Consider the following 22795-nt stretch of genomic DNA (forward strand, 5'->3'; position numbering starts at 1 on the left):
CCCCGGATTCTCTAGACACCTTGCAAGCACATCACGTGACGTTTTTCAAACTCTACCGACGTCAGCTGATTGTTGAAACCTGCGTTGTAAAACATTTCGATGTAATCGAACACATCACTACGAGCATCTTCCCGTGTGATGTAGATTTTCCGCTTGATCCGTTCCCGTTTCAGAAGCTGAAAAAAGCTCTCGGCCACGGCATTGTCATTACAGTTGCCACGACGACTCATGCTCGCGACTAAGTTGTTCGCCTTCAAAAAGCTGCGCCAATCGGAGCTACTGTATTGGCTGCCCTGATCGCTGTGAACTATCACTTCCTGCTTCGGTTTTCGCCGCCAAACCGCCATCAATAATGCATCAATGGCCAAATCACTGGTCATCTGCGACTTTATTGAACAGCCAACGACCTGCCGAGACAACAGATCCAGTACCACCGCCAAATACAGCCAGCCTTCTTCGTAGGTGCGAATGTAGGTGATGTCGCTGACCCAAACCTTGTTGGGCTCCACGATATCGAACTGGCGCTTCAGCAAATTGGGTGAGGCGACCGCTGGCTTACCGCCGTGCTTTCCAGGGCGGCGTCGATAACCTGTTTGAGACCGTAGCCCTTCAAGACGCAACAGCCTTGCCACACGATGGCGCCCGCAAACTTCACCGACCTCGCACAGATCGTCATGGATTTTGCGATAGCAATAAACGCCGCCACTTTCCAGCCTTGAATTCTTGATCAAACCCAGCAGTCGCTGGTCGTCTTTGGCGCGTGCAGATTGCGGCTCAGACAACCAGGCGTAGTAGCCACTGGGATGGACTTTCAGCGTGAGGCAAAGCCGTCGAATGGAATAGTCGCCGGCGCGCTGCTTGATAAAGGCGTACTTCAGCCGCACTCCTTGGCAAAGTACGCGGCGGCCTTCCTAAGAAACACCCTCCAGTGGTTGCAGCGTAAAACCAAACTCAGCCGCGCGTCGGTGTAGGCCTTTGACTACTCGCTCGCGATATTTTTGCTCATATTGATCTGCTCCAGGGTCTTGATAATTCATGCCGAAACGCATGGCGTTGTAGAACAGGATCGCGATCTTTCGAGCGGTAGCCTTGACCGCCTTGGCTTTGCCGATTCGCGCCGCGAGCCGCCGATAAAACGCCCCTAACGCGGTATTGGTTCTGCCGACCGTCACTGCGGCTAAGCGCAGATGGGCGGTCACTCGATTTTTGGTCTTGCGGGTATGGGCTGAAAGTATCTTGCCGCCACTGATGCGACGGCCGGGTGCAAGGGTGAGCCAGGAAGTGAAATGGTGACAAGTCCGCCATCGACTCAGATCCGTACCACACTCGGCGACCAGCCGAAGAGCCAGGTAGGGGCCAATGCCGTGGATCTGGGTCAGATCAACACCGACCAGTTGATAGAGCAAGGTACGTACATCGAAATTGAGCGCGTTGGGTTGCCCAGTGTTATGCCGTGGTTTTGGCAGCGGCTCAGCGGGCAATGTCCTTTCCTGCGAGAGCTTAATCAACGTTTGTGCAATCTGCTGGTCGCAAACCAGTAGCTGCGCTTGATAAGCGTCATACATGGACAACGCCTGCGTCAAAACGAAAACGTGCTCGGGCTGGTAGTTGCCGGCCAGCGATACCTCAATCACATCAACACCTGCCTTGCAGCGCTTGTCACTCAGCGCCGCTAACGAGGAGGGGGTTACGCTCGCCTGCGACGATGGCGCGAATTATCCGCATCCCCGACGAGCCGATGATATGGGCCACGACGTGATGCAATTGCAGGTTCATGTGCGTGAGAGCTTTTTGCATTTGCTGAATATGCGCCGCGGCATAATCGAGACGACGCTCCCGCAGCCGCAAATAGCTGCGCAAAGCCGAAATCTCACGATCAGGGTGAAAGCTGGCTCGAAGCAGCCCACATGCATGGAGTCGTTGAATCCACTGAGCATCATTACATCGGTTTTGCGTCCTGGCACCGCACGGGCATCACGCGCATTGGCGAGTACGACCTGAATGCCGTGCGCTTCCAGTATTTTGTAAACCGGAATCCAGTAAGCGCCTGTTGATTCCATGGCGACCGTCGTTATCCCAAGACTTACCAGCCAGTAGGCCATGCGCTCGAGATCGGCAGTGAAGGCCTGGAAAGTTTGAACGGATTATTTGGCCAGGTCTGCAGAAACGGCCACCACATGAAAGCGTGAGTCAATATCAATGCCGGCTGCGTAATCATGAATAACCGGTAACCCACGCTGCTTAAGATCATGCTTTTCTATGAGCACCTGGCTGCTGGCATGTGGCTGAATAGATCAGCCGGACACGCCAGCCAATGTGAAAGTGAGGCGGCAATCGGTCAATTCAGAACGCGCCAACGCGTGTCTACGGATTCTTCTGGGAGTTGTGTGGGTAGGTTCCTACACGGACTCGTCCGTTATGAGTTGCAGATAGGGGTTATTCAATTTCAACTCTTCCGGTAGCTCCCAGGTGTTGGCCAGCAGGTAGCCATACAGCCGGCTGGATTTACGCGGTCCATGGACAATGCAGGTCCAGATGTTCAAGTCGTTGGGTTGTTTGCGGTGTTTATTCATCCGCTCAAAGCTTTTTTGCACGAGCTCCCAATCCTCAAGCTGTCCTTGTTTCGCTGATTGAGCAAGATCAGTGTGTTCCTGGGCATAGCGCTGGAACAGGCCTGGGGTGACCAGGAACAATGTGTTGTCGACTGTGTGAACCAATGCTTTGGCTTCATTGATGCGCAGTGTGCGGTTCTGGATATGTTGCTGAAGCCAATCCATAAACCGCTGCCCGAGGGCCGTGCTGTCATGTTCTTTTTCAGCACGTGGTATTTCTTCCGTGGCTTCTCCTGCTACCACTTCATTTTCAACAACTACGGTCCCGGCGAAGGGCTTTGGTCTGTTCTCGGATTGCCAGATCAATGACGGTGCGAGTTTGAGCAGGGTGAAGCTCTGTGCCCAGCCGCTGTCACTCTGCACTGTGGCACGCCAGATGGCTTTGCCTTCGGCGTTTTCGAGTACCAGGCCGTACTCCTGAAGAATATTGAACAGAGTGGTATTGCGCTCGGGGATGCCGCTGATGCCGTGGGACAGCAGATGGGCACGCAGTTTGTCCGAAGCGGTCTTGCTGACCAGCCACAAGGCATTGTCGGTGAGCCAGCCGTCCGAGGCTTCAGGCTGGTTGAGTTTGAGCACCTCGCGCGCCAGGTAGCGTAAGCCGTCGAGTAGCTTGCGCTGGAGTGCGTGGCTGGGCGCCGCAAGTGCTAGCGAGGGATCCCCACCGAGGGTGCGGGCAACAGAGGCCTGGTCGGCGCGGACCACGATTTCTCCTAGTATGCCGGCCTGCTCATGTTGACCTGCCAGTGCGTGAAGCAACGCCGCCCAAAGCTCTGGGTACTCGCAAAGCCAGTCCATTGGCTCGCGTCCGAGCACTTGGGCTGCCAGTACGCCGGTGCTGACGCCATGCAAGCGATATTGCCGGTGGGGTTTGTGGCGAAAGCGATAGGGGTGTCGCAGTGTGCCGTGCCATGGGCGCCAGCGCTGTCCGGATTGATCTTCAACATCTACGTCAGTTACAAGTTTGCCGATATCGTGCAGCAGAGCGGCGTAGGCGATGCCGGCGGTCCAGGCTTCGGCTTGTTGGGTCTGAATCTCCGGTGAACTTCCTGGTGGCAGCAAGTGGGATTGGCGCAACTTCAATGCGCAGATCACGATTTCCAGACCATGGTCCAGTAGACCGCCTGGGTAGGCGTGGTGATGGCTCTCGGAGGCAGGGAGTAATTGCACCAGCTCGGCGTAACGTTCCAGTGGCGTTTGGTAGAGCAGGGTGAATTGCGCAGGCGAGACGGCGGTGCGCTGCCAGATCTGTTCTATCAGCGCCTGGCGATGAGGGATAGCCAACAGCTCCGTTGCCGACTGCGGACGAAGCCAGCCGACAGGGGCTTGGTTGCTGTCAGGAGTGGGAGCTTCAGCTATCCCTTTGCGAGGGCGCAACCACTGGAACATGGCGTCCTCCGAAGTGTGCGCGGCGGGAGTGCCCTTTGCCTTTTCTGGGTAAGGCCTTTGCCATTGATGAACCCTTCCGTTGTGTCCTTTGCGTCAGCCATTTCTTGCCATTTTTGCTGACGGGCGGCACGCAAATCCGGGGAAAGTTGTGATAACTAATGCCACATGTCCTTCCTCGAACTGGAGTGCTGATAAGCCCATCGTTGTTGAGGTGAATGCCATGAGCGGTCATCCTAAAAACACTAAGGCCGAGCGTGTTGGACGCTGGCTTGGGCGAGCCTATCGAGGCCTGATGCAGCAGGAGCAGCGGTTGCGTCTGTGGCTTGTTGGGCTCGGGGTTCCTGCAAAAGGCGCCAGAATCGTTGCCTGGTGTCTGCGCCTGAGCGCGTTGACTCTGCTGCTGAGTTTTTCCATTCTGCTCGCGATGATTTGCATTGGCTTGTGGCTAATCGGGCGGGGTGTTGCTCGAAGTGATCTGACATATCGACCACCAGATGTTGAGTGGCGGAACGGGCCATCTGGCTACGGCATGTATACCGATGACGGATATCGGATAGATCCCCATGTTCATGAGGATTTATGAGTAGGTTCACTTCATATTTTTCAGGACCAGATCTGCCCCACCTTTACCTGCCGCTCGTGCGTCGTTAGTTCCACTGGTGAAGCCTTGAAGGATGTTGCCGGCGCTGACGCCTGTCCATGACAGTGCGACTACCCAGAACATGGGCAGGACAATGAACATCGTCGCCATGACGAAATTCAGCAACATATCCCCAAACGAGTTGTTCAACCCAAACAGCACATTGAAGTTGCTGTGTGGCGCACCACTGCCATAGAGCGCATCCAGGATCGTACTGTCGATCCAACGCGCCAGCTGGAACCAGAAGTCCACGAAGAACAGCGCGAATTGCACGCAGCTGGCAGTGACCAGAGTCTTCAGATCATAGGTGCCGATCACCAGCGTCAACGGAAGGCAGATTACTAAGGCCATCTTCAACATCGACAACACCATTGGCAGTGCCTGGCGCACCACATCCATCGCTGGGAAGAACCCCAGCGAGCCGACAGTCAGGCCCAGATCCGCGGTGGCGCGGGTAACGATATTGGGGATGCTCTTTTCCACCTGGCCACCATAGTCGTTGTAGACCTGCCCCTGGTTCATCACCTGCTGCCTTGGCGCAGCCACGGCGCGGATAACAGCGTCATCCACCTGCACGCGTGACATGAAACCAGCCCAGCGCGCCAGCCGGGTCAACACGTCGGGGTCCACCTGCTGCAGCAAACGCACACGCAACCCTCGGTCTCCATCCCCCCACCATTGCTGGCAACCGGGATATCCGCCGCCACCGGGCACCTGGGCCAATCCGGCGTCACGGGTGGCATCGTAGGGCCAGGCACTGCGTGGAGTGCTTGAGCGATAGCGATCATAGAAGCCGGGGCTGTTGAGGAAGAAGCGTGAGCCAATCCAGCCCACATCGTTCATCTGTTCCTCGTTCAACCCTGGGCGATCCATGAACAGCCGCGCTCGGGCGCGGGCATAGCAATCACGGGTGAAGTCGGCAACTTCCTGGGCCAGTAGCGGGTCGTCGATGCGGGTACTGTCGATGGCCATACGCATCTGCCGCAGGTCCACGCCACAAGGAATCGACGCGACGGCGGCACCGGTCACGGCTTTGGACAGCGCGTGCATAAAGAACCACCACACGGGTACTTCGGCACTCTGGTTGTTGAGCGTGGTAAAGGCGCTGTCCCAGCCGGTTTCCGTCGGCGCGACGACACGCACCTGGCACTGTCGCGAGCGGCTTTCGTCGAACTGCAGCGTGCTCAGGTCCACCGGTACAAAGGGGATGCCGGCGAACATGATCACCAAGATCGCTACCCACACCCGGTTCTCGATGCGCATTGCCGACAGCACGCCCTTGTTACCTTCGTCGGCGCCTTCGGCCCGGGCGCGTAGCCACTCCTGGAGGATGATCGCCAGAAAGGGTAGGGCGAATACGCCGCTGGCGACCAGCACCTGCCACAGGCCGTTGTTGACGATCCAGCCCACCAGGGTCAGGTAGTACTCCAGATAGTCGGTGGTGGTCAGGGTCATGATGCCCCCGGCCCGGTGAGGGCATTGCTGACTTCCAGCAGCACCAGTGCCGCGATGCCTGCGCATTCGGCACGGCGCAGGCGCGCGGCCGCGTCGGGTTCGCGCTGCAGAAGCCGAGTACGCATCCAGCGCCAGCCGTAGAGGATTGCGGCATACAGACACAGGCGACAGATCAACAGACCGGTGCTGTGATCCTGCAACCAGGTACTCCAGGCCGAGGCATCGCCGAGCAGGCCGATGGCGATCAGGTTGACCAGCAGCCCGGCGAGGATCAAGCCCAGCGCCCATGTCGCATAGCGGGCGCTGGTGGATAGGTACTTGATCCAGACTCGGCGCATCTCAGCGACCTCCCTCGACGGGCCGTTCGATCTGCTCGATGCGGTTGCGCTCCGGATCCCCCTGATACACCCCGCGCGAACCCTCAACTCGCAGCTGATTACGCCGCAGGATCTCGCTCGCGGCATTGGCGGCCAGGGTGCGGCGCAGTTCCAGTTCGGTCTTCAGGTTCTGGATTTCCAGGGTCAACATGTCGCTCTCTTGGGCCACCGCTTGCTGTGCTAATTCATTGGCCGCCACATTCGGCTCCTGGCGCCCGGTCAGCAGCGTGCGCTGCAGCAGCAGGGCTTTCTCCAACACGCTCGACAGCGCCACCTCGGAGGCCAGGCGCCTGCCCAGCAGATCCTGATCGGGCTCCTCGCGCAGCGCCTCGACCAGACCACGGGTGACCGGCAGCGCATTGCTGCCGGCGGCTTCCAGATTGGCCGAGGTAGTCGGCAGGCGCTTGCTGACCAAGTCCAGCAGGGCCTTGAGTTTGGCGTCGTATTCCTCCTGGATCAGCGGTGTCAGCCCGATGCCCGGCGTGCTGTCGGTCTTGCTGCAGCCGTCGCAGGTGCGTTGAACTTGTTCGCCCAACACGCGGTTGGCCCAGTCGGCGGCTGCCTGGGGCGACGGCCAGCTCTGACAGCTCAGGCGGTCACCACAGCTGGCACGTGGAATCGGTGAGGTATCGGTGACGTTGCGGCCGTTAAGCAGGTTGTAGCCTGCGCGGGTCACGTCGCCGACCACCTTGATTGGCGTCTGCCCGCTGCCGCCGGCTTGGCCACCACCGACCCAGGGCACCCCACGGTTACCGCGCTTGGCCTCAGTCTCCTCAATCGCAGCGACCGCATCGGTTTTGCTGGCGCTTTCCTTCAACGCCATACCTTCCGCCAACTGCTCCCAACCCGACTGGTTGCCGGCGATATCGGCCATGCGGTTAGCCATGGCGCGGCAGGTCGTCTTGGAACGGTCGAAGTCCAGTCGCGCTTGCAGTATGCCGTTGGTGAGGAGGTTGTACAGGCCGGGATTGGCGCGCTGGATGATCAAGGCCGGCAAGGAAGCAACGGCACTGGTAGCGTTCTGGATCACGCTGCTCATGATCGACTGGAAGCCGTTGGTGATGCCGTTCAACTGGTTCTGCAAGGTGGTTTGCAGGTTCATGTCGCCGCAGATCATGTTGCTGCTCCAGCCCACGCCGACGCCGAGGCTGCGCATATTTGCCCCCGGTCCCATCGGCACGGCGCGGCCGCCGCCGATGCTGTAGAGCACGTCGTCGCCGATCACACTGCCGCTGGCGCCGAAGTTGGGGTCGTCGGCGTAGGCCGGGAAGCACAGTAGCCCGAACACCAGCAGGGCGGCGGGATAGTGGGTCTTCATCGCTCAACTCCCTGTGTCGGTACTGCCGAGAAAGGTCTGGCCCTGGCGCTTGCAGCAGCTGTATGGGCGCCACAGCCCCCAGGCATAGGCACCGTCCTCGGCCTGCGGCAATGCGCCGGCAGTTGGAAACACCGCGCAACTCCTCGACAGGTCCGGTTGCAGCCGTTGCCATTTACCGCTGTCGGCATCGTTTTCGCGTAACGCGCCAGCCGGCCAATAGCCCGGTTGGGACTTGGCCAGCAGCGACTGATAGAGGTGCGGTTGCCCGCTGCGGGTGACGACATCGCCGGCACGCTGGGCGATCACGGCCGCAGCCTCGTAGTCATCCGCCTGCTGCAGAAAGCCGCCGCGCGGATACACGCTGCCCCATAGATCCCCGCTGACCCCAACCTCACGTTCACCGGGTGTCAGGGCTTCTGAATAGAACATCTCAGGCACGTTGTAGCGCCAGGCGAGGAAGTCGAAGCTGCTCAGCAGGTACGGCATATACGCGGTACCCGCGCCGGTGCAGCTGTAGCCGAATTGGCTTGCGAAACGATTGAATACCAGCGTGCCGGGATGGCCGATCACGTCTGCGTTCTTGAACTTGAGCAGCGCGTTTTCGTTGGCCTGGTTGGTCGTGCTGTCACCGCCACCTTGAGACGAGGCATTGGTAGGGCTCATCAGCGCAACCTCGTGCCATGGGTTGGCGCCGGTGTCGGCGTAGCTCGATACCACAGCATCCGGCACGTAGTGGCGCACCTTCACCGAAGTCTTGACCTTGCAGCCGAAGGGCGTGCAGCGCAGCCAGTAGCACACGCCGACAACACGGTAGGCCAGGCAGTCGGGGGACAGGCTGGAACTGACCAGCGTTGCGCTGTCGATAGCGGTGGCGCTACTGGTCGCGAGGAGGAGCGCCAGGCTTGCAGCGGCTGGTAAGCGGTGTGGGCGGTACATGGGGCAGCTACCCGCAGGGGAATTCGATGGGTAGTTGAGCGCGGGATGCTGGCGATGGCGCGTGGATAAGAGGCGCCGTGTATGCCCCCATTTCGATCTGCAATTGATTCAGTCGATTCCTACATCACAAGTAGACCTGTCGCGAAGTTTGCGCACAGGTGCAGGTGTAGCGTACTGGGCGTTTCAGACCTTTTCAGGGAAGCAGCATGGTCATTCGTTACGCAAAAATCGTCCTGGTTGGGATGTTGACGGCGTTCGCGGCACTGGCGGCGTTCAACAACCTCACCGACTACAACTCCAATTTCTACTTCGTCCAGCATGTGCTGAGCATGGACACCACTTTTTCCGGCAACGCTGCCATGAACCGTGCGGTCAATGCGCCGTGGCTATGGCACGGTGCCTACTGGGTGATCATTGCAGGTGAGGCGCTGACTGCCGTCTTGCTGACCGGTGGTGCGCTGGTGCTGTGGCGGGCTCGGCAGAGTAGTGGTGAGCAGTTCAACCGTGCCAAGGCCTGTTCTGTCGCGGGCCTCACCATGGGGCTGGTGGTGTGGTTCTTTGGCTTCATGGTGGTCGGCGGCGAGTGGTTTCTGATGTGGCAATCGCAGGAGTGGAACGGCCAGAACGCGGCGTTCAAGTTCTATGCGGCCATTCTTGGTGTGCTGGTGTTTCTCAACCAGCCGGATGCTGACAACGACTGATCGCTTCGCGGTCGTGCCCACCCGGGTAGCCGGTGCGAGCAATGCCCGCACCGGATTAGCGGACTTACTTCGTGCAGGTCAGTCGCGTGTACGTTGGTGGATCAAGCAGGATGCCTGGGGTCATGAATGTCGAGCAGTTGAACACGCGCCCCTTGGCAGTGGTTGCTTGGAACGTCAGTTCGGCTCCGCCCAGGAAGTCTTCCTTCCCCTTGGTCACCGGACCCATGGTCAGCTCATCGGTGGATGCCAAGCCAATCGCCTCGGCTGTAACCTTGTGCATCTGCAGTACATTGGGGTTGGTTGAGCAGCCTGCCAACAGACTGGTCAGTGCAATCAATAGGACGGCGGTTGAGGTCTTGGTCATGGGTGTGACTCCTTGCAGGTCTTGGCGGCAGGGAGTTGTGCTACGTGCCGCCTGTTGGAATCGTCGAGGGGACAGGGATTTGCCCTACGGCGGCGGAGTCTATGGGCGCAAAAATCCCGCCACAATTGGCTGATAGAAATCGAGACGGAAGCCACGACCCGCTCTCCAAGCGCCGAAAGAAATCGGCTACAAATTGGCTGCTCGCACTGATTGGTGGGCACCCATCGGCAGCAACGTGCGAAGCCTCAGTTATTCCATGGAGCTGGGCGACTCAGCAGGTCTTCCACCCCGGGGTTGCCCTGCAGGTCACGCTCTAATGGGGAAGCTGGGTCCATCAGGGCCTGCTTGGCGATCCGACAGGCACTGTCGAGAATGAAGTTGGCCAGGGACGTATGGGTCAGCTCGGCGGCTCGGCGTAGGGTCGCGAGTTGTTGGGGAGGTATGTGCAAAATCACCTGAGAACTACTCGGTGTGGTGTTGGCCATCAGCAGGGTCTCCTTTGCTATGCCGAGCTCATTCGCCGGATACAGGCGCCGTCTCAGTCATAGGTTGAGCACATCTCGTCGCTGAAGTCGTTGCGTTTTGAGGGACGCCCAGCAGGGCTATGCGTACATGCTCACGCAAGCGGGCGTCCGTATCCACTGTAGGGCTGTACGAGCGCGGCGCCCCCTCGTAGGCGAGGCGCACTAGGATCAGCTTCAGTGCGGAGTCGATGGTCAAGTTCAGTTCTTCCAGGGTCAACTGAGCTTGATTGAGGACATCACAGCTAACGTAGAAGCTGATGCAGCGAGGGCCGGCGTGCATGGCATCTTGTCCATAGGGGGGGCAAGGGACGATGCTACTTTTCCATTGTGCGACCCGGCTGTGCATCGGAGAAAACCCAACCCGAGAGTCAGTGAAATCTGAAGGTGGCTGATCGACATAGCGGGTAGGTGCTAGCTTGCTGCGTGGTTGGGTCAGAGGCGCCCATTCAATATTTCGATGGGTTCTGAAAATCGTGTAGGAAGTTGCCTTGATCGCCTGGAAGTCAACAATGAAGGCCGCTGCGAGGGAGTCGCAGCGGCTATTGGCAGATGCGTCATGCCGTTGGATATTGCTGCTCAAGCATCTGATCGACCAGCATCTGAGCCATCTCCACGAGCTGCAGTATGCCCAGTGCCTTGTCGCGCTGCGCACCGACCAGTTCGAAGGCGCCCTGATAGCCCATGCTGACCGCCGAGGCCAGAAGCTCGCTGGCATTGGTCAAGGTTTCCTCTGGGTTAAGCCCGGGCCGAACATTGAAAATGCTGGACGGTGGACCGTTCGTAGGGAGGTCGTTGTTCATGACAGAACCTCCATCGGCACAGATCCTCGAAGCTGCTGTGCAAGCTGGCTACGGGATGCTTTCGGGATTTTTACGATGCTTGCCGGGCGGTGCCCTGGCGTAAAAGGGGGATAGGCCATTCTCCTTATCTCCAACGTGTCGTTAAGGAACCGACACCCGCCGTTCTGACGCGGTATGGGTGGCGGACCGCACGAGGGTCAGAAACCGGTACACGAAGGAAAACCGGCCAGGCCGAAGCCTGCCTCGCGCGGCCCGCCATAGGCATGTGGCAGTCAGATGCGCGCATTGACTGCACAGCTATGGCGCTAACCGCGCCTCCATGTACTTTCAGGTTCTGACGCCCGGTCACAACAAGGCTGTGACCCGTAATATCGTATTCGAAGGGATTTGGAAGTCAAAGCGGTAGCGGATACGGAGCGACGCGAGTTCAATCTAAAAGGTTGATGATAGCTGTTTCGCTGAAGGGCAAGCGTGTAAAACACTTCTGTCGCAATGCTTCACTGAGCCAATGGGGCTTCTTAATGTTGGCATTAGAAGAGCAGGATTTAACTTGTTGAAGTGGTTGAAAGGGATCTGGCCGGAATTATCGTTTCGGGGGGGGGGCTTCGATCTTTTGGAGTGTTGGCGAAATTTGCTGCGGGAAATGCATTCTCCGCCCGCGGTTACGCAAGATATAAGGCTTGAGTGGTTTTCTCAAAAAATAATGCTTTAATCTCAGTTGCGTACGTTTCTGTTGTGATAATTGTGGCCGGCTTTTATCATGGGGTTAAAGGCGATTTATATGGTTGCATGTAAGTATGGTGGCATGGTGAGGGTGATTGGGCGCTGGCAATGACATCTGCGTAGTTACTTATTTTTTTGCCAGAGAGGGAGTTCGGCTCACGAAAAGTGCGTGAGCCGTTCGTTTTGCGTGATTTCTATTTCAGTGCTGAGTTAATTGCGTGGATTAAATTCGTGCAGCCATCAATCTCGGCTTTAGTTAAGTCGGACGCAGAGTGGTCGCGTGACCATCTCAAAAAAGCTTTAGCAAGCTTGTATTTCGAGAATTCTTTGCCGATGTGCTTTTGGAATATTTCGATGATGGGCTTGTTGGGGGTGGTATTTATTGCAGAGATGATGTCCCAGTCTAATTCGGACTTGGCAACTGTTACTAGGGTATCTCTGAGTAAATCTTCAATCTCGGCTTTATCGATTTTTGGTGTCGTGTAGTCCGAGGTGCGAAGAATTCTTTTATTGCCGAGGCGATGTACCAATACTTCTTGCTGAGCCGCTTGGTCGCCCGCGTTGTCAGAATCCAGAAGTGCAGCAACCTTGAGGCTGTGGGAGGTGAGGATTGTTGCAAAATATACCACTTTGCTAGCGGTGTTGGCGGGAACCAATGAGATCTTATCATTCAGTATAGCGTTTCCCTCTTCCTTAAGTAGGCTTGAAATAGCCTCGACGTACCAATAATCGGTAAGTCCTTCGAGAATTAGATTGCGCTGATTAGCAAATAGGCTTTGGGCTAAGTCGTATCCAAGGGCCTCCTGGAGCGGGAGAAGCGCGGCGGGGTCACTAGATGACACTGTCGTATGTACTTTGGTGCCAATCTTCCTATCTGTGAGCTCTACTACCCTGACTAAGTCAAGCTCTTCCGGCCCCACTAAGAATGGCGAGTGGGTCGAATATATGGTTTGATTTTCATCCGCGAGCATTGAGATGGTCTTTCTGAACTCTCTTTGCTTCAGCGCGTGCAGGCTCACTCCTGGTTCATCCAACAGAAGGATGGTGTTTTTATGCTTTCCTTTCGCCTCGGCAAAGAAAACGATAAAGAACGAAACTAGCCATTGGAAACCTTCAGATCGCTGATCAAGCTCCACTTCGACACCAATGTTGTCCTCAACGACAACTTTAAGGTATTGGCCGTCTGCAGTCAGCTTTAATTTGCTAGCTTCTGCCTTGTTTTCATCTGGATTCCATACTTTGATGATTTGTTGGGTAAGTTCAACACTCGCAGCATTAAGCTGATAGCTACGCTTATCTAGTTTTTCCCTATAATTCTCAATGTTGCTTGTCGTATGGCTTGGGTCGGACGCCCTGCCAAGATCAGATAGCTCCTGTGCGGTGAATCCGAGAAGCTTAAGGAGGCAGTTATTGCCGTAATCATAAGCATCATCATCCAAAATATTGGACTCCAGACGCTTGGCTAAACTATCCAGATGAATTATTGGCTTGACTCGAAAATAATTGCTATATAGAACAAAAGTTGGTTTGTTTTTATCAAGGTAAGCCAAAAAGTTCCTGATTTCGACGGCTTGATCTAAAGTTTCACCTATCTTTTCCCAACGCTCATTCTCTTTTATATCATCCTCGTCAATAAAAGGAAGTTTTTCTTCGAGCCACTGCTTGAGGGCTGTTGCATCTGTGGTGAGCGACCTATTTGCAAGCCAGACTCTCGTGATCTTGTTGAGGGTCTCAGTGTGAGCTTTCACTGATCCTTCGGCGGCATCTCTGTCAAGGTGGGCGGCAAGTCTTATTAGGTCGTTTCTTATTTCCGCATAAGTTGGAATTTTAATTCCATTTAAATGATGCGTCGCTGAGTTATCTAGGTATCGAGTAAAAGTATATGTAATAGGTGTCGATTTTTCTTGGCTGGGGGCATGCTCAAGGTCAGGTGCGTCGAGGGTGAACGTGGCGGTAACCACCGGTACATTCCCGGGTTCGACTTCCCCTCGGCTAATTTGAGTGTAAAGAGATCTTGGGTAGTCTCGTAGGGCGTTGAATTTGGCTGTGTCGCTCGGTGCGTTTATTTGCTGAACTGCTTGAAGAATTGCTGTTTTACCAGCTTCGTTTGGACCGACCAATATGGTCTTTAGATGCTCGACCTCAAACTCTCCAGTGTCTAGGATGCTCCGATAGTTTTGAACCCGTAACTTGTTTAAGCGCATGGTCAGTCCCTTTGAGCTGTGGTCGTTTAGGCACGATAGCCCATTGCTATTCCAAGGAGAAGAGGTCGCCAGTTGGACGGGTTTGTGTTGATCGAGACGCGTACCTTTGCTTTGCCTATAAACAGCCTGCGGGTGAACGTCCTTTCCTATCCGGAGCAAGCCTTGTTGCAAGTCGGAACATGGTGAGGGTATGTTTTGGTCGAAAATGGTGATTTAGTGCCGCGTAAGGGGCATTTCTAGGCTGAGCCTGTAGACGCTATGATCACCGCTCCCCAAGCGACGGCAGATCCTCCGGCCAGCTCTGCGCCTCATGCAGTACGCGCAAGATCCGAACACGATCATCCCGTATGAGATAAGCCGCGATATAGGGCGTGCGATCAATCACCAGCTCTCGTGTGCCCTCGCAACGCCCAATGCGCCCACTCTCAGGGAGCAGTACCAAGCGTTGGGTCTGTTCCGCGATCCGGTTGTCTATCTGAATGGCCGCGCGCGGGTTGTCCTGTTCGATGAAGTCGAAGATCGCATCGCGATCCTTCAGGGCCCATGGCGACCACTCCAGCTTCACCCCTCACCACCTTCCGACAGCTTGCGCTGGGCCTTGGCGCGGCGTTTGGCAAAGTGGGCTTCGACATCTTCGGCGGGAATCGCCGGGCGCGGGTCGCCCAGGGCTTCCTGCACCTTGGCGCGGAACCACGCATCATAGGTGGCGGGGTCGCTGGCAAACCCAAAGGGCAGGGCGCCTTCATTGGCGACGCGGGTGAGGAGGATGCGCACGGCATCGGACACCGTTAGCCCCAGGTTGTGCAGGACGGCCGTGGCGCGGTCTTTCACGTCCGGGTCGATACGGGTCTGGATCAGGGCATTACTGGCCATGGTGGGGGCACCTGAGAGGGTCTTGGGGTGAATGTAATTCAATTGAATGACAAATTCCATGCCCGTCACCCCATTTCCGGCAGGTCAATGATCAGCGGCTCAATGCCCCGGCGCCGATCCAGCTCCGCGGCCATCTCGAACGCCGCCTCCAGTTCCGTGATGCCCTGGGCCTGCATCAGTTGGTGGCGCTGGTGCTTCTCCTCCGGCTCGGTCATCGCCATGGCCAGGTAAAGACTCGACGGCACCGCACGGAACAGCACCTCCATCGACTTGGACAGAATCACGCCCTCGCTGAACTTGCCGGCCTCTTTGCGCGCCGAGCGCATCAGGGCTTTCTGCGCCGGAGTGAGTGCGCGGAAGCGGGCGATCTTCTCCACCTCGTCCGGCGGCATCGACAGACAGATCCACCACTCGATCATGTTCAGCATCGGCTCGGCAGCCTTGGGTAGGTCGTCCAGGTTTTGCGTGGCCAGCCAGAACCAGGCGCCGAGCTTGCGCCACATCTTGGTGATCTTGACGACATAGGGCGCCAGCAGCGGGTTCTTGGTGATGATGTGGCCCTCATCGGTGACATTGATGATCGGCCGGCCAAGCATCTGGTCGCGTTCGGCGAGGTTGTTCACCGCGTTGATCAGCGAGATGTAGGCGATCGACAGTTGCGCGTTGTAACCCTCGCGGGCGTAGGTGGCCAGGTCGACCAGGGTGATGTCGGCCTCGGGCCATGGCGTGCCGTCGCGGTTGAACAGCTCGCCGTCGCTGCCCTGGCAGAACAGGTCCATGGCGTCGGCCATTTCCAGCAGGCGAATGCGCCGTGATTCGGGCAGGGCCAGGTCCTGCCCTGCAGTGCGCAGGGCATTGCGCACGTCTTCGGTCAGTACCGTGCGCTGTTGCTGGGCGCAGAGGCGGGCAGCGTCGAGGATGCTCTGGCGGATCAGGCTGCGGTCGGCGCGGGTCAGGCGCTGTTCTTCCTTGTCCTCGCCGCCGGTGATCATCAGCCGGGCGGTAATCTCCAGTTCGCCCAGCACATCGCGTTGGTCTTCCTGCAGGTCTTCGTCGTCGAGGGCTTCGGCGTCCAGGGTTGTGACCCGGCCAGGGCTGTCCACCAATCGGCGGGCGTCGGCGAACGGTGCCAGGCTGACGCCCGCGCCAGGGGCGAGCTTGAGCCGGTGCACACTCAGCCCCATGCACTGGGCGAACTCGGCGAACAGGCCAAAGCTGTTGCCGGCTTCGACGATAAACAGCCGTGGGCGGTAGACCGCGACGACCTGGTTAAGCAGGTTGTTCAGGGTGGCGGACTTGCCCGAACCGGTGGGGCCGAACAGGAACAGGTGGGCGTTCATCTGCCGGTCGAGGCGGTTCAACGGGTCGAAGGTGATCAGCCCGCCACCGCGGTTGAACAGGGTGATGCCGGGATGCCCGGTGCCCTCGCTGCGACCCCAAACTGGGGCGAGATTAGCCGCGTGCTGGGCGAACATCAGTTGGCTATACCAGTGGCGCTTGTCCAGCTCCGGGTCGAAAACGCAGGGTAGCCAGCGTAGGTAGCTGTTGAGTGGTGCCACTTCGTCCTCTTCACGCACCGGCTGCAGGCCGGCGTTGAGCAGAGCATTGGCCAATTGCAGGCCGCGCGCGTCTAGCTCTTGTAGGTCACGCCCGCGCAGGTAGAACGCCAATGCACCGCGATAGAGCTTGTGCGAGCGGCCAATCAACTGGCGCGCCTGCTCGACATCCTCACGGGTTTGCTGCGAGTCCAAGGTATCGCCGACGGATTTGTGACTGAGGTGATTGAGCTGCGCTTCCAGCCGATCCTGTGGGGTGATGATCAGGGTCTGGCAGAGCGTTGTGCTTTCCGGCAACTGGTCGAACACCGCATTGAGTGCATCGCCGCCCTTACTGCTTTCGCCGGTCAGATGACCAATGCCCGGTGGGCTGCGCAGACGGTCGAGGACAATCACTCGGTGCGGTTGGCCGTCCAGCCACCACACGCCGTGCTCGGTGTCCGAGCGTGGCTGGCGGAAGAACAGGCGTTGGGCGAAGTCGGTGCCACTGGCCAGTTCCAATTCCTGGGCATCCGGGGCAGGGGGCAGGTCGGTGAGTTGATAGAAATGCTGCTGTGCGGCCGGATCATGGCCTAGCCAGTCGGGCGCCGGGTTGAACCAGCGCAACAGCCAGCGGTGAATAGCGGCGGCGTCCATCCGCTGTGCGTGGATCCCGGCGTTGGCCAGGCCACCGACCAGACGTTCGCACACGGCCGTGAGCGCCGCTTCCGGGGAGCGTTCGTAGCGCAACCGTGCATGCTGGGTACGCCGATAGACCACCAGCCGGGTACGGCGGCGTTGGCCGCGCCAGGGCAGATGGCTGACCGTACTGTCCTCGAACAAGCCGCCGGGCTTGCTCACCGCCAGCAAGTGGTGCGCCATCGAACGCAGGTAGAACGCGGTAAAGGCACTGCCTTGGGCGCGGGGGTGAACGTAGTCGTGCAGCCCGCGTAAATAACCCTCCCAATCACAATCATCTTGGGCGTAGAGCTGCACCACCCAGGGCTGCTGGTCCAGCTCATCGAAGCTGTCCTGCAGCGCATTCTCCAGGGCATCGCGCACCTCGCGCAGCCACTCAGCTTCACGCCCCTCGGTGCCGACCGCGCTCAACTCGAAAAAGGCCGCGACCGATTGGCCGTCCTCCAGCAACAGGCTCTGCGAGCCAGGCAGGTATTCGACCCAGGGCAGTAGATCGATAAAGGAGGGCGGGGCGGCATACAGGCGCTGCTCATCGGCGCGGGTGGCTGATGATTGCTGCGAGCGGTGCCCCGGAGCGGGGATGCCCTGGCCCCGCAGTCGCGCGATGTACCGTTGCCAGGCATCACCCGGCTGGCGGCGGATCCGCTTCATCAGTAGTCCTCGACCCGTTCGCCCGGCAGGGCATATTGCACGCGCTGGTACAGCGGAAATACCGTGCTGTAGCCGGGCACCGGTACCGGGTCGCTGCCGGCTAGATGCGGGAAGATGTACATCACCAGATCGGGGTTGGGCAGCCGCTGGAATTGCCGATAGATTTCGCTCTGCGCGGTGCGGGTGTAGGGCGCCTGATCCAGCACAGGAAGCGGTGCTTGCAGGGGCCGTCGCAACGTCTGCCGGGCATCCAGCAGCACACGGGTTAACGGGCCGCCGCTGCCCGCCGTCTGCTGGTTCCAGATATCCAGGATGGTCGCATCGCCATGGGGCAGCAGCTTCTCCGGATTGGTTGCACAGCCCGTCAACAGTAGCAGCGCAGCCAGGCCGCTCAGGCTAGTCCAGTTCAACGACATGGCCGTTGTCTCCTCGGTTGTGGTCGACCCGGCGCCCGCTCGGGTTGTAGTCGACATTGATCGCCCGTTCGATATGCACCGCGACCTTGGCGCCCGGTTGCACATACACCGCGGCAAAGGCCTGGCCATAGAGTTTGTTGACCCACTGCGCCATCTCCTGCACGCCGCCGGCCAAAATCCGCCCCAGCGCCTCGTTGGTGGTGATGCCCACAGTGCCCAGCGGATTGCCGGGACTCATGTAGGTCATGCTGTTGTTGCCCTGGATCAGCGATGCGGCCCCAGCGCCGGCGGCGGTGATCAGTGCCTGTGAGCCGAGGTACTGCTGGGCATTGCTGCGTCGCTCGCCGGTGACGCAGGGCACGCCGTAGGGATCGCTGATCCAGCCCAGGCCCTGTCGGTTGTCGCCGCTGTTCTGCTCGTCATCGGTTTCCTTGCTGCCTTTCGAGGGAACCGTACGCACCGTGCCGTCGCGGAACACAAAGGTCAGCGAGCGGATCTGCCCGCGCACGCACGACAGCGTCCAATCCCCCGAGGCGGTGCCGCTGACCACCGCTCCGGCCACGTCCGGAAGATCGATGCCATTGGCGGTCAGGTTATCCGGGCCGATCAGCACCTTGAACGGGTAGGGGTCGTTGACCGTGCCGTCCACCGGCACCCGGCCAATCAGGGCGGTCATTGCCACCGAACCCATCAGGGTGGCGTTGGCCGGCACCGTATAGACCGGCTGCAACACCGGCTTGCCTTGCAAGGCCTTGCCGGCAGCATTGAGTTGGGCAGCGGTATCTTCCAGCGGCTTTTGCGCCGCGCCGAACGACGATGGAAAGCTCAGCGGTTTGCGCGGTTTGGCACTGGGGTCGCGGCCGTCCTGCGGCTCGATCCAGATCAACCGGTCGCGCAGCAGGTCCTGGCCGTCGCCATCCTCCAATCCCAGGCCCAGCGGTAGGTCCGGGCTGCCCAATGAATCCAGACGCTGTTGCAGGTCTTGCAGCAACTGGCTGGTCTGGCGCTGGGATTCGCTGACCTGTTCACGCCCGTCCTCAAGCGCGCTTTGCACACGCTGCTCAATCGCGCCTTCGCGCTGGCGCAACCGCTCGTTCTCGGCCTTCTCCTGTTGATTGGCTTTCAGCGCACCCTGCAGTTCGCCGCGCAGTTGCTTGACCTGAGCGACCAACGTGGCGACGGTGTCGCGCGGGGTGTCGCCCTCAATACCCAGCGCCTGCATTTCATCCGGGCTGAGCGGATCGACCGTATTGCCCTCGCCGCCAACGTCGCGGGAGGGCGCGGCAAGCTTGACCCCCACATACAGCAGCAACACTAGCAGCGGCAGCATCAGCCACTTGAGCAGGCCATTACTCTTCATCACTGCTGCTCCGCGGCAGGTTCAGGGCCGCATCGACCGGGCTGATGGCCGGTAGCAGCGCACCGGCCAGGCCACGGCCGCGGGTGACCAGGTACAGCACCGTGGTGTCGGTGGCGTCACCTTTGGGGCCGAGGTCGGGATGCTGGAACGTCGCGCTGACGAAATCCCCTTGCAACCGACGCGGATCCAGCTCGATCCAGCGCAACGAGCGGTTGCGCAGGCGTATCGCGGTGACCCACAGATCCTCCAGGCGCCAGGCCGCCAGTGCCCGGTATGACAGCGTGAGTTCCGGCAGCAGGCTGTCCAGATTCAGATCACTACGCAGCGGCACGGCCCCCAAGCCAGGCACGGCTTCGACAGAGCGCAGCGGGGTATACAGGCTTTGCGCGGCGTAACGTGTCAGGGCCACCGGCAAGGGCGTCGGTGGAGCGGGGCGGGGTGCTGGCGCTTCTACCGTATCGCGTGGCGCCGGGCGCTCGGCCTCGACGATCTTCACCGTCTCCAGCGCGGGCTGCCCGGCCTTGGCCGGCTCGGCGGCGATGTCCAGCAGGATCAGCGTGCCGTCGTCGGCATCCTGCAATTGCAGGCGACTGGGGGCGATGGATTCGCTGGCCAACAGGTACAACGCGCCGCCGGCACTCTGTACCCGCAGCTTGCCTTGCAGTGAGGCGGGCAGGCCGACCCTGACATTGCGGTCGATAAACACCACGCGCTCCTGACCGACCTGCAGCGGCACGGCCAAGGGCAGGCGCTCCCAGCGCAGGATCTCCACCGCGCTCGCCAATGGGATGGGCAACAGCAGCACGGCGCTCAACAGGTATCGCTTCATGAGGACGGTTCCTCGTTGGTGTCATCCGGATTACGACCAATCCGTTGCGGCGCCTGGCTGTAGCAGTCCAACGCTAGGCCGAAGGGGTTACGCTCCGGGTCGATGTCGCGCCGCGCCACCTTCAGCGAGTAGCGCACCAGGGCGCGCTTGACCTGCTCGGCGCCGTAATACTCGTCGGCGGTCAGGTCCAGGGTGACGATCCAGTCGTCATCGGACACCACCTTGACCCGCGCCATCGGGTTGTCGCCGTAACCTCGGCCGGGAATTTCGTAGACTCCGCGCACCCGCTGGCGCAACTCGCCGCTGTCCCGCCGCCGCGTGGACTCATCAAGCAAAAACGCCCGGCAGGCTGGAGTCAGGTAGTTCGACAGGGCGCGGATATTGCGCGGGTAGTCGTCCTCACCATTGTTCGGCCAACGGTTGAGCTGCTGGAAGATGTAGAACGCAAAGGCATACACCGTCGACGGCGGCACCTCCCACCACTTGCGCACGCTGCCCGAGCGTAGATCCGGCGGGATATGCACGGTCATGTCCCGTGGCGCGCTCCACCAGCCGATGGCCAGTAGCAGCGATATCAGCAAGAGCGCCGCGCCACCCAGGCGCAAGGTGCGGACATGCGCCTGCAGGTGGCTGACCTCATTCTTGAACCGGCTCACGACCGGCTCCGGCGGATGCCCCAGGCACCCGAACGCAGGATCAAGCCCGCGCCGCCCAGGTAGCGAGCAAGGCTAGGAAAGCGTTGGCACAGCGTCCACTGCAACTGCCGGTACAGCCACGCATCCGGCCGCCCGCGCTTCTGACGACGCAGCAACCCGCCGCCGAAAAACACCCCGCCAGCCACAGCAATCAGCACCAGCGTAGGTGCGACCGCCAGGCTGTGGCTCAACCAGGCCAACGGCAGGCCGATCAACAAACCCAGCACCGCACTGAGCCCGGTACAGGCCCATAGCTCATCGGCAGTCAGCCCGCGCACCACCACCGGCTGACGGTTCAGCCGGTGGGGCAGAAAGGTCAAGGTCTGATCTTGGCGTACCGTACTGTCCATGCCGTCCTCCTACAGGATCCCAGTGGCCTTGGTCAGCAACCAGATCCCGACCACCAGCAGCAACGCACCCACCGCCAAGGTCAGCCCGAACTGGCCCCAGGTCTTGCGCCCGGCGTGGATCTCCGAATAAGTGGTGTAGGCGTGGTAGCAGACCCCGATGAACATCGAGGCGATCACCAGCAGTGCCACCAACATCACGATGTCGTAGCCGTAGTTCTGCAGCGTCTTCAGGATCCCATCACCGGTGCCGCGCGACGGATCTTCCAAGGACGGCAACGCGCCCTGCGCCCGTGCCGGCGACAACACCGCCGCCAGCGCAGACAACCAGGCGCCGCACATCATGGCGAGCACGGCAGGAAAGGCTTGATCGGAACGTTTCATCACGGACTCGCTCAAGACAGCAGGAAATAGGTCAGCACCACGTACATCGCCGCAAACCGCACCGCTACGCCCAGCAACTGCCGCTGGGTCAGCTTGTGCTCGGCCCAGCCGACATACGCCGTGCGCAATGCCCACACGCCCCAGACCAGCAACACGGCGAACACCACCCCCACCAACAGCGTGGCACTGGCTCCCGGCGTGAAGCCGCCATGGGCCAGGAAGGCGGCGCTTTGATCAGAACTCAGGCTCATCGGCCACCTCCGTCTCCCGGCGGTAGTCGCCCTGCAAGGGCAAGGGATCGCGGGGTTGTGCGCGTTGTGGGCTCAGGTGGTCGCGGATGCCTTGGCGCATGCGCCGTAAATCGTCGCGCAAACGGGCGTAGTCGAAGTGGTAGCGTGAGGTGTCGTCGCGGGGGAGGCGGGCGCTGTCTTCGGTCAGGCGTTCGATCACGTCGAGTTGGCGGAGTAGGGCGGCCAGTCGAGCAGGCTCCGAACCAGTCTCGGAGGAGAAACAAAGTGCTGGGAGCAGCAGCAAGCAAAGCGCGGTTCGCTGTTCCGGCCAATGACGACGGTGGTTCGGCATCTATGTCGACTCCTGAAGCGAGGAGTAGATGCTGCTTTGCTGATGGGAGTAGTGCCGCGAGAAATGGGAGATGCCAGCAGACCGCTAAGTCATGGGGGCAGCGACGGTAGTGGCTATGTGGATTAGCAAAAAGTACGAGTGTGACTGACGTTGTGTGGGTACTCATCTGGGCCCGTGCTCGTGGGGTCGCGGGCAAGGCGCGACTTCTTGGTCCATCAGGCTCAGGGCGCCAGGCCGCCGACTGAGATCGAAAGGATCACCAGAGAAGATGGTTGGGGCGATGGCCAAGAAGTGAGGGTCTACTTCTGTCTGAGCAGAGGGGAGGCGTCAAAGGCATGCGAGGAAAGATACGTAGGCATGTCTTATCAACAGTATTCCAAA

At 59.5% G+C, this 22795-nt stretch carries 22 protein-coding genes and 2 pseudogenes; 2 read left to right on the forward strand and 22 right to left on the reverse strand.

Annotated features, from left to right (window positions below):
- Positions 1-11: 11 nt before the first annotated feature.
- From AC3WP7_RS11700 to mobH, 3 genes and pseudogenes are all read right to left on the reverse strand, one after another.
- Positions 12-911: pseudogene (locus AC3WP7_RS11700) on the reverse strand (IS3 family transposase); the annotation flags it as partial.
- Positions 912-2261 (reverse strand): annotated as a pseudogene (locus AC3WP7_RS11705) (IS110 family RNA-guided transposase).
- Between the two features lie 138 nt (positions 2262-2399).
- Positions 2400-4001, reverse strand: a complete 1602-nt coding sequence (gene mobH / locus AC3WP7_RS11710; RefSeq protein ID WP_102591921.1) for a MobH family relaxase — start codon at positions 3999-4001, stop codon at positions 2400-2402.
- A gap of 220 nt (positions 4002-4221) precedes the next feature.
- On the opposite strand from mobH, the gene AC3WP7_RS11715 reads away from it, so the two are divergent.
- On the forward strand, positions 4222-4584 hold the full coding sequence (locus AC3WP7_RS11715) for a DUF3742 family protein (RefSeq protein WP_102591922.1): 363 nt from the start codon (positions 4222-4224) through the stop codon (positions 4582-4584).
- A gap of 6 nt (positions 4585-4590) precedes the next feature.
- On the opposite strand, the gene AC3WP7_RS11720 is transcribed toward AC3WP7_RS11715, so the two are convergent.
- The 4 genes from AC3WP7_RS11720 to AC3WP7_RS11735 are packed head-to-tail and all read right to left on the reverse strand — an operon-like array spanning position 4591 to position 8727.
- Positions 4591-6096, reverse strand: coding sequence for a conjugal transfer protein TraG N-terminal domain-containing protein (locus AC3WP7_RS11720; RefSeq protein ID WP_102591923.1), 1506 nt, complete (start codon positions 6094-6096; stop codon positions 4591-4593).
- Positions 6093-6434: a hypothetical protein gene (locus AC3WP7_RS11725; protein ID WP_102591924.1), complete on the reverse strand. Its 342-nt coding sequence runs from the start codon at positions 6432-6434 to the stop codon at positions 6093-6095. The genes AC3WP7_RS11720 and AC3WP7_RS11725 overlap by 4 nt, the downstream gene beginning before the upstream one ends.
- Position 6435: 1 nt before the next feature.
- Positions 6436-7791, reverse strand: a complete 1356-nt coding sequence (locus AC3WP7_RS11730; protein ID WP_102591925.1) for an integrating conjugative element protein — start codon at positions 7789-7791, stop codon at positions 6436-6438.
- A gap of 3 nt (positions 7792-7794) precedes the next feature.
- On the reverse strand, positions 7795-8727 hold the full coding sequence (locus AC3WP7_RS11735; RefSeq protein WP_102591926.1) for a TIGR03756 family integrating conjugative element protein: 933 nt from the start codon (positions 8725-8727) through the stop codon (positions 7795-7797).
- Between the two features lie 206 nt (positions 8728-8933).
- Here AC3WP7_RS11735 and AC3WP7_RS11740 point away from each other — a divergent pair, with 206 nt between their 5' ends.
- Positions 8934-9428: a DUF2165 family protein gene (locus tag AC3WP7_RS11740; protein WP_102591927.1), complete on the forward strand. Its 495-nt coding sequence runs from the start codon at positions 8934-8936 to the stop codon at positions 9426-9428.
- Positions 9429-9492: 64 nt separating this feature from the next.
- Here the strand turns inward: AC3WP7_RS11740 and AC3WP7_RS11745 are convergent, their stop codons facing one another.
- The 15 genes from AC3WP7_RS11745 to AC3WP7_RS11815 all read right to left on the reverse strand — a co-directional run bounded on the left by AC3WP7_RS11745 (position 9493) and on the right by AC3WP7_RS11815 (position 22414).
- Entirely contained in the window at positions 9493-9792 is a 300-nt protein-coding gene (locus AC3WP7_RS11745) for a hypothetical protein (protein ID WP_102591928.1), read from the reverse strand.
- A gap of 245 nt (positions 9793-10037) precedes the next feature.
- Positions 10038-10277 carry a type II toxin-antitoxin system TacA family antitoxin gene (locus tag AC3WP7_RS11750; RefSeq protein ID WP_102591929.1) on the reverse strand — a complete coding sequence of 80 codons (240 nt, stop codon included), beginning with the start codon at positions 10275-10277 and terminating at the stop codon, positions 10038-10040.
- A gap of 593 nt (positions 10278-10870) precedes the next feature.
- Positions 10871-11116, reverse strand: a complete 246-nt coding sequence (locus AC3WP7_RS11755) for a DUF6124 family protein (protein WP_102591931.1) — start codon at positions 11114-11116, stop codon at positions 10871-10873.
- 917 nt (positions 11117-12033) lie between these two features.
- A complete protein-coding gene (locus tag AC3WP7_RS11760) occupies positions 12034-14043 on the reverse strand; it encodes an AAA family ATPase (protein WP_102591932.1) in 2010 nt (669 codons plus the stop codon).
- 262 nt (positions 14044-14305) lie between these two features.
- Positions 14306-14608, reverse strand: a complete 303-nt coding sequence (locus AC3WP7_RS11765; RefSeq protein ID WP_102591933.1) for a type II toxin-antitoxin system RelE/ParE family toxin — start codon at positions 14606-14608, stop codon at positions 14306-14308.
- Positions 14605-14916 (reverse strand): type II toxin-antitoxin system RelB/DinJ family antitoxin, encoded by a 312-nt coding sequence (locus AC3WP7_RS11770; protein ID WP_102592019.1) that lies wholly within the window; start codon positions 14914-14916, stop codon positions 14605-14607. The genes AC3WP7_RS11765 and AC3WP7_RS11770 overlap by 4 nt, the downstream gene beginning before the upstream one ends.
- Before the next feature lie 65 nt (positions 14917-14981).
- Entirely contained in the window at positions 14982-17801 is a 2820-nt protein-coding gene (locus AC3WP7_RS11775; protein ID WP_102591934.1) for a conjugative transfer ATPase, read from the reverse strand.
- A complete protein-coding gene (locus AC3WP7_RS11780) occupies positions 17801-18217 on the reverse strand; it encodes a TIGR03751 family conjugal transfer lipoprotein (protein ID WP_102591935.1) in 417 nt (138 codons plus the stop codon). Before AC3WP7_RS11780 ends, AC3WP7_RS11775 begins: the two co-directional genes overlap by 1 nt.
- Positions 18198-19577, reverse strand: a complete 1380-nt coding sequence (locus AC3WP7_RS11785) for a TIGR03752 family integrating conjugative element protein (protein WP_102591936.1) — start codon at positions 19575-19577, stop codon at positions 18198-18200. The genes AC3WP7_RS11780 and AC3WP7_RS11785 overlap by 20 nt, the downstream gene beginning before the upstream one ends.
- Positions 19567-20406, reverse strand: a complete 840-nt coding sequence (locus AC3WP7_RS11790; protein ID WP_102591937.1) for a TIGR03749 family integrating conjugative element protein — start codon at positions 20404-20406, stop codon at positions 19567-19569. Before AC3WP7_RS11790 ends, AC3WP7_RS11785 begins: the two co-directional genes overlap by 11 nt.
- Entirely contained in the window at positions 20403-21062 is a 660-nt protein-coding gene (locus AC3WP7_RS11795; protein WP_102591938.1) for a PFL_4703 family integrating conjugative element protein, read from the reverse strand. The genes AC3WP7_RS11790 and AC3WP7_RS11795 overlap by 4 nt, the downstream gene beginning before the upstream one ends.
- Complete coding sequence (locus tag AC3WP7_RS11800) at positions 21059-21451, reverse strand: TIGR03750 family conjugal transfer protein (RefSeq protein ID WP_102591939.1); 393 nt, start codon at positions 21449-21451, stop codon at positions 21059-21061. The genes AC3WP7_RS11795 and AC3WP7_RS11800 overlap by 4 nt, the downstream gene beginning before the upstream one ends.
- A 9-nt stretch (positions 21452-21460) precedes the next feature.
- Positions 21461-21793 (reverse strand): TIGR03745 family integrating conjugative element membrane protein, encoded by a 333-nt coding sequence (locus AC3WP7_RS11805; protein ID WP_102630100.1) that lies wholly within the window; start codon positions 21791-21793, stop codon positions 21461-21463.
- Between the two features lie 50 nt (positions 21794-21843).
- Positions 21844-22083 (reverse strand): TIGR03758 family integrating conjugative element protein, encoded by a 240-nt coding sequence (locus AC3WP7_RS11810; RefSeq protein WP_102591940.1) that lies wholly within the window; start codon positions 22081-22083, stop codon positions 21844-21846.
- A complete protein-coding gene (locus AC3WP7_RS11815; RefSeq protein ID WP_102591941.1) occupies positions 22067-22414 on the reverse strand; it encodes an integrative conjugative element protein, RAQPRD family in 348 nt (115 codons plus the stop codon). Before AC3WP7_RS11815 ends, AC3WP7_RS11810 begins: the two co-directional genes overlap by 17 nt.
- Positions 22415-22795: the final 381 nt, after the last annotated feature.

The sequence above is a fragment of the Pseudomonas sp. FW305-3-2-15-C-LB1 genome (assembly GCF_058787615.1).